This window comes from Nonomuraea sp. NPDC050556 (assembly GCF_044457355.1).
GTDB lineage: Bacteria > Actinomycetota > Actinomycetes > Streptosporangiales > Streptosporangiaceae > Nonomuraea.
The window spans coordinates 115,405-122,970 of record NZ_JBITGU010000007.1; the positions used below are offsets into that span (position 1 = coordinate 115,405).

Annotated in this window: 5 protein-coding genes; 1 reads left to right on the plus strand and 4 read right to left on the minus strand. The window is 68.6% G+C overall.

What is annotated here, in order from left to right:
• Positions 1 to 43: 43 nt before the first annotated feature.
• Together ACIBG8_RS50770 and ACIBG8_RS50775 are read right to left on the minus strand one after the other, a co-directional pair.
• Positions 44 to 2,530 (minus strand): DNA translocase FtsK 4TM domain-containing protein, encoded by a 2,487-nt coding sequence (locus tag ACIBG8_RS50770; RefSeq protein WP_397350583.1) that lies wholly within the window; start codon positions 2,528 to 2,530, stop codon positions 44 to 46.
• A gap of 353 nt (positions 2,531 to 2,883) precedes the next feature.
• Complete coding sequence (locus ACIBG8_RS50775; protein ID WP_397350584.1) at positions 2,884 to 3,318, minus strand: winged helix-turn-helix transcriptional regulator; 435 nt, start codon at positions 3,316 to 3,318, stop codon at positions 2,884 to 2,886.
• A 91-nt stretch (positions 3,319 to 3,409) separates the two neighbouring features.
• On the opposite strand from ACIBG8_RS50775, the gene ACIBG8_RS50780 reads away from it, so the two are divergent.
• Positions 3,410 to 4,576 carry an MFS transporter gene (locus tag ACIBG8_RS50780; RefSeq protein WP_397350585.1) on the plus strand — a complete coding sequence of 389 codons (1,167 nt, stop codon included), beginning with the start codon at positions 3,410 to 3,412 and terminating at the stop codon, positions 4,574 to 4,576.
• On the opposite strand, the gene ACIBG8_RS50785 is transcribed toward ACIBG8_RS50780, so the two are convergent.
• Together ACIBG8_RS50785 and ACIBG8_RS50790 are read right to left on the minus strand one after the other, a co-directional pair.
• The gene (locus tag ACIBG8_RS50785; RefSeq protein ID WP_397350586.1) at positions 4,547 to 5,161 is read right to left on the minus strand and encodes a two-component system response regulator; all 615 of its coding nucleotides are present in this window, start codon (positions 5,159 to 5,161) and stop codon (positions 4,547 to 4,549) included. The genes ACIBG8_RS50780 and ACIBG8_RS50785 overlap by 30 nt on opposite strands.
• Positions 5,158 to 7,566, minus strand: a 2,409-nt coding sequence (locus ACIBG8_RS50790; protein WP_397350587.1) for an ATP-binding protein, incomplete at its 5' end; no start/stop codon positions are given. The genes ACIBG8_RS50790 and ACIBG8_RS50785, both read right to left, overlap by 4 nt.

Here is a 7,566-nt window from a genome sequence, read left to right on the forward strand (position 1 = left end):
GTCCATATTCAACCAGTAATCAGATGCCCGGGGGACGGCGGGGTCACTCGCCGCGCAGGTCCGCAAGCAGTCCTGGCAGCTCATCGGGTTTCACCATGACCTCGCGGGCCTTGGAACCCTCGCTCGGGCCGACCACGTTGCGGCTTTCGAGCAGGTCCATGAGGCGGCCCGCCTTGGCGAAACCGACGCGCAGCTTGCGCTGCAACATCGAGGTGGAGCCGAACTGCGTGGTCACGATCAGCTCGGCCGCCTGGATCAGCAGGTCGAGGTCGTCGCCGATATCCTCGTCGATCTCGCGCTTGACCACCACGGCCGCGACGTCGTCGCGGTACTCCGCCTGCATCTGCGTCTTGCAGTGCGCGACGATCTCGGCGATCTCCTTCTCGCTGACGAAGCAGTTCTGGATGCGGATCGGCTTGCTCGCGCCCATCGGCAGGAACAGCGCGTCACCCTGGCCGACCAGCTTGTCCGCGCCGGGCTGGTCGAGGATGACGCGGGAGTCGGTGAGGCTGGAGACGGCGAAGGCGAGCCTGGAGGGCACGTTCGCCTTGATCAGGCCGGTCACGACGTCGACGCTGGGGCGCTGGGTGGCGATCACCAGGTGGATGCCGGCCGCGCGGGCCAGCTGGGTGATCCGTACGATCGAGTCTTCCACGTCGCGCGGGGCGACCATCATGAGGTCGGCGAGCTCGTCGACGATCACCAGCAGGTACGGGTAGGGCTGGTACACGCGCTCGCTGCCGGGCGGCGGCACCAGCTTGCCCGCGCGCACCGCCTTGTTGAACTCGTCGACGTGCCTGAAGCCGCTGGCGGCCAGGTCGTCGTAGCGGCGGTCCATCTCCCCCACCACCCATTCGAGGGCCTCTGCGGCCTTCTTCGGGTTGGTGATGATCGGGGTGATCAGGTGGGGGATGCCCTCGTAGACGCTGAGCTCGACCCGCTTGGGGTCGACGAGCACCATGCGCACCTCGTCCGGGGTGGAGCGCATGAGGATGCTGGTGATCAGGCCGTTGACGCAGACGGACTTACCTGCGCCGGTCGCGCCGGCGATGAGAAGGTGGGGCATCTTGGCGAGGTTCGCCACGATCGTGCGACCCTCGACGTCCTTGCCGAGGCCGACGATCATCGGGTGGTGGTCGGCTTGGGCGACCTGGGACCTGAGCACGTCGCCGAGGGCGACGAGGTCCTTGTCCGCGTTCGGGATCTCCACCCCGATGGCGCTCTTGCCCGGGATAGGGCTAAGAATCCGCACATCCGCCGATTTAACGGCATAAGCGATGTTCTTGGTGAGGGCGGTGACTTTTTCCACCTTCACCGCCGGGCCCAGCTCGATCTCGTACCTGGTCACCGTCGGGCCGCGGGTGAACCCGATCACCTGGGCGTCGATGGTGAACTGCTCCAGGACGCTGGTCAGCGCGTTCACCACGGTGGTGTTGGCCTTGGTCGCGGGCTTGGGCAGGCTGCCGGGCTTGAGCAGTTGCAGGTCGGGCAGCGCGTACGGCCCGGCCTGCGGGGACAGTACGAGCTGCTCCACCTTGCGCGGCGCCGGGGTGGGCTGCGGCGGCTCCTGCTTGCGCGGCTGCAGCGGCTCGTCCTCGTCCGTCAGCCCCGGCACGATCTCCGGCGAGTGGTCGGCCCGCCTGTCCTCTTCCTTGATCACCGGGGTGTCGTACGGTTTGATCGAGTCGCTGACGTCAGGCTTCTTGGCCCTGGTACGGCGCTTGTTCTGGTCGCCCGGCTGCGGCGACTTCGGGTCGAACAGCATGTGCCTTAGCTCGGCCAGCCGCTCGGGGATCCGGTGCACCGGCGTCGCCGTGATCACCAGGACGCCGAAGCCCGAAAGGATCAGCAGCAGCGGGATCGTGATGAACGACGGCAGGATGCTTCCCGGCGGGGCCGAGACGATGAACCCCACCATGCCGCCCGCCTGCGCGACCTTGTCCATCCCGTCCGCCCCCGGCGTACCGGAGGGGTAGGGGGTGTTGTTGGCCACGTGGATCACGCCGAGCACGCCGGTGAGCAGCGCGGACCAGCCGATCACCATGCGCCCGGTGTCCGCGTTCTGGTCGGGGTGCCTGAGGAACCGCCAGGCCAGCAACCCGAGCAGCAGCGGCATGGCCCAGGCCAGCGACCCGAACACGGCGTGCACCACCGTGTTGACCACGCTGGAGACAGCGCCCTTGTCGTCGCGCCAGGTCATCGCCGCCAGCACGATGGCCCCGGCGAGTACGGCGAGCCCGACCCCGTCGCGCCGATGCGCCGGATCGAGCTCCCTCGCCTGGTTCCCCAGCGCCCTGGCGGCCGCGCCGAGCCCGTTGGCGAGCAGCATCCACAGCCCGACGACCAGCTTGCCGATCATCGTGAAGACCCAGCTGATGGGATCCTGGTGGGTGGCGGGCGGTTTGCGCGAGGAGCTCTTGGCCCGCGAACGCCCTGACGACGCCGGGGTGCGCTTGGCAGGCGTCGAGCGTGACGAGGCCGACCGTTTCGCCGGCCCCTTCGGTGCGCTTTTCGGCGTACGGGTGGCCATGATGCCAAAGGTACGTCGGAGACGCCGATCCGCGCCGGAGGCTCGCCGATCCGGGCGAAATGTCCGACCTTTCCAACCCCCCGCTGCGGCTGAGCACTTCCGGCAGTTTCCGCCCGCACATGGTCCCCAACCACCGGACCGTTCAGCAACGCAGGGAACTCGCGGACAGCGCGTCGGCACCGAGAAGGTTCGCGGCGATGCCAGAGTCGACCCAAGGCGACCTTGGGGTAGTGGATCGTTTCGTCAACGCTCGCAGCCCTGCAGTGTGCATTGGTGGGCAGAAGCAACCCCCGCGCGGACGGGAACTGCCCGAGGGTGCCCGCCAGCAGGACCCATGGGGTGCGCTCGGATGGTCAGGTGGGCTTTCGGACGTGTGAGGCCTCCACGGCGATCGGCGCGCGGAGTTCAGGGAGCTCTTGTCCCTGGTCGTCGACGAGGACGGAGTGCGGCTCCCCCGGGGCGAAGGCGTGGCGTTCGCCCCACTGGCGCAGGGCCACCACGGCGGTGAAGAGGTCACGCCCCGCCGCGGTGAGGCGGTAGACGTGCCGCCGTCCGTCTTCGGCGCCGCTCTTGTCCAGGATGCCGTGCTCCACCAGCCTCCTGAGCCGGTCGGTGAGGATGTTGCGTGCGATCCCCAGCCGCTGGTGGAACTCGGTGAAGCTGGTCGCCCCGTCCATCGCGTCGCGGATGATCAGCAGGCTCCACCGGTCGCCGATCAGGTCGACCGTGCGCGCGACCGGGCAGGACGGGTCGGTCCAAACGCTTCCAGCACCGAGTGTGACGTCCACTGACCCCTCCGGCCGATGAGTTGCAATCTGAAACCAGTATGCCCTAGCGTCAAATCAGTTTCGTTTTGCAACTTATCTGGGGGAGAGTCATATGGGCGGGAGGCAGCGGGCCGTTCTCACGCTGGTGTGCGCGGTGGCGGTGTCGGCCATCTACGGCATCCAGCCGATCCTTCGGACCGCCGGAGCAGATCTCGGCCTCGCGGAAGGGGACCTGGGTTGGCTGGTCGCCGCCGGGCAGATCGGCTACCTCGCTGGGCTGGTGCTGCTGGTCCCGCTCGGCGACCGGTTCGACCGGCGCAGGCTGATCACCGTGCATCTGGTGCTCACGGCGGCCGGTGCCGGGCTGGTCGCCGTCGCGCCCGGTGCGGGGGTCGCGATCGCGGGGCTGGCCATGGCCGGGTTGTTCGCCGTCGTTGTCCAGATCACCGTGGCCTACGTCGCCGCCGTCTCACCGGCGGGCGAGCGCGGCCGCAACATCGGTACGGTCACCTCGGGCGTCGTCATCGGGATCCTCGGCGTGCGGTTGGTCGCGGGCGCGCTGGGTGAGCTGGCCGACTGGCGCATGGTCTACCTCGTCATCGCCGCCCTCTGCGCGATGCTCGCGGCCGCCGTTCGGTTCACCCTCACGGCCGACGTCCGCCACCCCCAGGCTGGGTACGGACGACGGGTCGTGGGCGACCGGCTGCTGGTCAGCCGCGGGCTGGTGGCGTTCTTCCTGTTCGCCTCGTTCGGCACGTTGTGGAGCGGGCTGGCGCTCCCTCTCGGCGCCGCGCCGTGGCACCTGGGCACCGCCGAGATCGGGCTGTTCGGGCTCGCCGGTCTCGTCGGGGCGCTGGGGGCGGCGCGGGCCGGGCGATGGGCAGATCGGGGACTGGCTCGCTCGGTCACCGGGTGGTCGCTGGCCCTGCTCACGGCCTCATGGCTGCTGATCGGCCAGGCGGGGTGGTCGCTGTGGTTGTTGATCGCGGGCGTCATCGTGCTGGACTTCGCCGTGCAGGCCGTACACGTCAGCAGCCAGCACCTGCTCACCACCGCCCATCCCGCCCGGAGCAGCGGCGTCATCGGCACCTACATGGCCTTCTACTCCCTCGGCTCGGCCCTCGGCGCGGTCACCACCACCTGGGCCTACAGCGCCGCGGGGTGGTCGGCCGTCAGCGTGCTCGGAGCCACCTACGCCGCCCTCGCCCTCCTGGTCGCCACCTCGACCCAGCGCCTCCAGCACGCAAGCTCAGGTGAGGCGGAGAGCGTCAAAAGCTGACTGCATGGTGGCGACCCGGTCCCCGAGCTCCTTGATCATGTCGGCCGTCCCTGGGTCCTCGGCGACGCAGGCGGCCACCTGTTCCTCCACCAGGGCGAGGCGCTCGGCGAACACCGACATCAACTGTCCATTGCGCGCCAGCACCGCGTCGTTCTGCACCAGCTCACGCAACAACTCCGCCTGCTCCCGCAACACCACGTTCTTACGGAAGAGGTCGATGAACACCGTCACCTTCGAGCGAAGCACCCACGGGTCGAAGGGCTTGGTGATGTAGTCAACCGCCCCCACGGCGTACCCGCGAAAGGACGCCCCCGACCCGCTCTCCGCCCCCGTCAGGAAGATGATCGGCACGTCGCTCGTCTGGTCCAGCCGTTTGATGTGCGCCGCCGTCTCGAACCCGTCCATCCCCGGCATCAGCACGTCGAGCAGCACCACAGCCACCTCGTGCCGCAGCATGAGCTTCATCGCCTCCTGCCCCGACTTGGCCTTGAGCAGGATCTGCTGCAGCGGCCGCAGCACGGCCTCCAGCGCGATCAGGCTCTCGTCCTTGTCGTCCACGAGCAGGATCTTGACCTGACGGTTCATCCGACGACCTCCTGCGTACGGTCCCCCGCGAGCCAGCCGCGCATCACTTCCAGCAGATGGTCGAGGTCCACCGGTTTGGGCACGTAGTCGGACGCGCCGCACGCGATGGTCTTCTCCCTGTCCCCCGGCATGGCCTTGGCCGTCAGCGCGATGATCGGCAGGTCGGCGAAGCGCGGCATCTGGCGCACCACGCCCAGCGTCTCGTAGCCATCCATCTCGGGCATCATGACGTCCATGAGCACGAGAGCCAGGTTGCTCTCGCGTTCGAGCACCTCGATGCCCTCCCGCCCGTTCTCCGCGTAGAGCACCTCCATGCCGAGCCTGCCGAGCACGTGGGTGAGGGCGAAGACGTTGCGGATGTCGTCGTCGACGATGAGCACCCGCCGCCCCGCGAACGCCTCGCCGATGGGGCCCTCCTTGAGCTGGCTGAGCCGGGCGGCCGACTGCCACAGGTCGTCGCCGCTCTCGAGGCTGGGCCATTCCGCCTGCGGCATGGACGGCCGGGCCTCGACGGACTTGCGTAGCGGCTCGGCCGGCGGCCACTCCTCCATGGGCTCGCCGACGACCGTCGAGGTGCGGCAGCGGGCGGGCACGTAGAGGGTGAAGGTGCTGCCCACGGCGGGTTCGCTGATGGCGTGGATCTCGCCGCCGAGCAGCCTGGCGATCTCGCTGCTGATCGACAGGCCCAGGCCGGTCCCGCCGTACTTCCTGCTGGTGGTGCCGTCGGCCTGCTGGAACGCGCCGAAGATGGCGGGCAGCTTGTCCGAGGCGATGCCGATGCCGGTGTCGGAGACGGCGAAGGAGATGACGTCGTCGACCGGCTCCAGCGCCGTGTCGTCGAAGGCGAAGGCCCCGGCGCTGGAGACGCGCAGCCGTACCTCGCCGCTGGAGGTGAACTTGACCGCGTTGGACAGCAGGTTGCGCAGGATCTGCTGCAGCCTGCGCTCGTCGGCGAACAGCTCGCGCGGCACGCCCTCGTGCACCTCGATCTCGAAGGTGAGCCCCCGGTCGATGGTCAGCGGGCGGAAGGTGGCGTCGATGTAGTCGAGCAGCTTGGCCAGCGGCAGCTTCTCCGGCCGCACGTCCATGCGCCCCGCCTCGATCTTGGACAGGTCGAGGATGTCGTTGATGAGCTGCAGCAGGTCGCTGCCGGCGTTGTGGATCGTTCCGGCGAACTCGACCTCCTGGTCGGACAGGTTGCCCTCGGGGTTGTCCGCGAGGAGCCTGGCCAGGATGAGGAGGCTGTTGAGCGGCGTGCGCAGCTCGTGCGACATGTTGGCCAGGAACTCCGACTTGTAGCGGGAGGAGGTGGCCAGGAGGTGCGCCTTCTCCTCCAGCACCGCGTTGGACCTGCGCAGCTCGGCCTGCTGCCGCTGCAGTTCGTCTGAGCGGTCCTGGAGCTGCTGGGCCAGGCGCTGCGACTCCGACAGCAGCGCCTCGGTGCGGGAGTTGGCGATGATGGTGTTGATCGCGACGCCGATGGTCACCACGAACTGGTCGAAGAAGGCCAGGTGGACCTCGCTGAACCGGTTGAACGAGGCGAGTTCGATCACGCCGAGGATCTGGTCCTCGAACGGGATCGGCAGGATGACGACGCTGGCCGGGGTGGCCTCGCCGAGCCCAGAGTTGATCTTGATGTATTCGGGCGGCACCTCGTCGAGCAGGATGCGTTGCTTCTCCACGGCCGCCTGGCCGACGAGCCCGTGGCCGAGCTTGACCGGCCCGGTGGCGACGCCCGCCTGGGCTGAGCCGTACCCGGCGATGAGGGCGAGCACGGCCTCCTCGTTGATGCCGCGCTCGGCGAGGAAGAAGGCCCCGTGCTGGGCGGAGACCAGCGGGGTGATCTCCTTGAGGATGAGGTCGGCGACCTCGACGAGGTCGCGGTGGCCCTGCATGAGCCCGGCGATGCGGGCGAGGTTGCTCTCCAGCCAGTCCTTGGCCCTGGTGGTCTCGCGCAGGTTGGCGACCATGAGGTTGACGTTGTTCTTGAGCTCGGCGACCTCGCCTCTGGCTTCGAGGCTGATGGCGCGGCTCATGTCACCCTGGGCGACGGCGCTGGCGACCTCGGCGATGGCGCGGACCTGGGTGGTGAGGTTGCCTGCGAGCTCGTTGACGTTCTTGGTGAGGCGTTCCCAGGTGCCGTAGACGCCTTCGACCTCGGCCTGGCCGCCGAGCCTTCCTTCCGAGCCGACCTCGCGGGCGACGCGGGTGACCTCGGAGGAGAAGGACGACAGGGTGTCGACCATGGTGTTGATGGTGGTCTTGAGCTCGAGGATCTCGCCGCGCGCGTCCACGTCGATCTTCTTGGAGAGCACGCCGTTGGCGACGGCCGTCGCGACCTGGGCGATGTTCCGGACCTGGGAGGTGAGGTTGGAGGCCATGAAGTTCACGTTGTCGGTCAGGTC